We start from the raw sequence: 2,288 nt of genomic DNA on the forward strand, positions 1-2,288 counted from the left end.
CCGCCCCAGTCAAACTGCCCACCTGACACTGTCTCCCGGGTCGATAAGACCCGTAGGTTAGAATTTCAATACAGTCAGGGCGGTATCCCACCAGCGCCTCCACCGAAGCTAGCGCTCCGGTTTCAATGGCTCCCGCCTATCCTGTACAAACTGTACCAAAATTCAATATCAGGCTACAGTAAAGCTCCACGGGGTCTTTCCGTCCTGTCGCGGGTAACCTGCATCTTCACAGGTACTATAATTTCACCGAGTCTCTGGTTGAGACAGTGCCCAAATCGTTACACCTTTCGTGCGGGTCGGAACTTACCCGACAAGGAATTTCGCTACCTTAGGACCGTTATAGTTACGGCCGCCGTTTACTGGGGCTTCAGTTCAGAGCTTCGCTTACGCTAACCCCTCTCCTTAACCTTCCAGCACCGGGCAGGTGTCAGCCCCTATACTTCGCCTTACGGCTTCGCAGAGACCTGTGTTTTTGCTAAACAGTCGCTTGGGCCTATTCACTGCGGCTTTCCGTTAAGAAAGCACCCCTTCTCCCGAAGTTACGGGGTCATTTTGCCGAGTTCCTTAACCAGAGTTCTCTCGCACACCTTAGGATTCTCTCCTCGCCTACCTGTGTCGGTTTGCGGTACAGGCACCTTTTATCTCGCTAGAAGCTTTTCTTGGCAGCGGGGAATCAAAGACTTCGCTCCATAAGGAGCTTCCCCATCACAGCTCAGCCTTCACGATAAGCGGATTTGCCTACTTATCAGCCTAACTGCTTGGACGTGCACAACCAATCGCACGCTTCTTCTATCCTTCTGCGTCCCTCCATTGCTCAAACGATAAAGAGGTGGTACAGGAATATCAACCTGTTGTCCATCGCCTACGCCTGTCGGCCTCGGCTTAGGTCCTGACTAACCCTGAGCGGACGAGCCTTCCTCAGGAAACCTTAGGCATTCGGTGGACGGGATTCTCACCCGTCTTTCGCTACTCATACCGGCATTCTCACTTCTAAGCGCTCCACCAGTCCTTCCGGTCTGACTTCACTGCACTTAGAACGCTCCCCTACCACTGATACCATTGGTATCAATTCGCAGCTTCGGTGGTGTATTTAGCCCCGGTACATTTTCGGCGCAGAGTCACTCGACTAGTGAGCTATTACGCACTCTTTAAATGGTGGCTGCTTCTAAGCCAACATCCTAGTTGTCTAAGCAACTCCACATCCTTTTCCACTTAATACACACTTTGGGACCTTAGCTGGCGATCTGGGCTGTTTCCCTCTTGACTACGGATCTTATCACTCGCAGTCTGACTCCTAAGGATAAGTCATTGGCATTCGGAGTTTGACTGAATTCGGTAATCCGATGAGGACCCCTAGTTCAATCAGTGCTCTACCTCCAAGACTCTTACACTTAAGGCTAGCCCTAAAGCTATTTCGGGGAGAACCAGCTATCTCCAGGTTCGATTGGAATTTCTCCGCTACCCACACCTCATCCCCGCACTTTTCAACGTGCGTGGGTTCGGGCCTCCATTCAGTGTTACCTGAACTTCACCCTGGACATGGGTAGATCACCTGGTTTCGGGTCTACGACCACGTACTAAACGCCCTATTCAGACTCGCTTTCGCTGCGGCTCCGCCTCTTCAGCTTAACCTCGCACGGGATCGTAACTCGCCGGTTCATTCTACAAAAGGCACGCCATCACCCATTAACGGGCTCTGACTATTTGTAGGCACACGGTTTCAGGATCTCTTTCACTCCCCTTCCGGGGTGCTTTTCACCTTTCCCTCACGGTACTGGTTCACTATCGATCACTAGGGAGTATTTAGCCTTGGGAGATGGTCCTCCCAGATTCCGACGGAATTTCACGTGTTCCGCCGTACTCAGGATACATTCAAGAGAGAACGAAGTTTCGACTACGGGGTTGTTACCCTCTACGACGGACCTTTCCAGGTCGCTTCGTCTACCTCGTTCCTTTGTAACTCCGTATAGAATGTCCTACAACCCCAAGAGGCAAGCCTCTTGGTTTGGGCTATGTTCCGTTTCGCTCGCCGCTACTCAGGAAATCGCATTTGCTTTCTCTTCCTCCAGGTACTTAGATGTTTCAGTTCCCTGGGTCTGTCTTCCTTACCCTATGTATTCAGGTAAGGATACCATACCATTACGTATGGTGGGTTTCCCCATTCGGAAATCTTCGGATCAAAGCTTACTTACAGCTCCCCGAAGCATATCGGCGTTAGTCCCGTCCTTCATCGACTCCTAGTGTCAAGGCATCCACCGTGCGCCCTTTCTAACTTAACCAAACTAAAA

General features: G+C 51.2%; 1 rRNA gene. It reads right to left on the bottom strand.

Annotation, left to right across the window (positions count from 1 at the left end):
* A 23S ribosomal RNA gene (locus tag KVT31_RS29240) occupies positions 1-2,279 on the bottom strand; the annotation flags it as partial.
* Positions 2,280-2,288 lie beyond the last annotated feature (9 nt).

It is taken from the genome of Bacillus sp. GbtcB14, assembly GCF_019091205.1.
Taxonomy (GTDB): domain Bacteria; phylum Bacillota; class Bacilli; order Bacillales; family Bacillaceae_G; genus Bacillus_A; species Bacillus_A cereus_AG.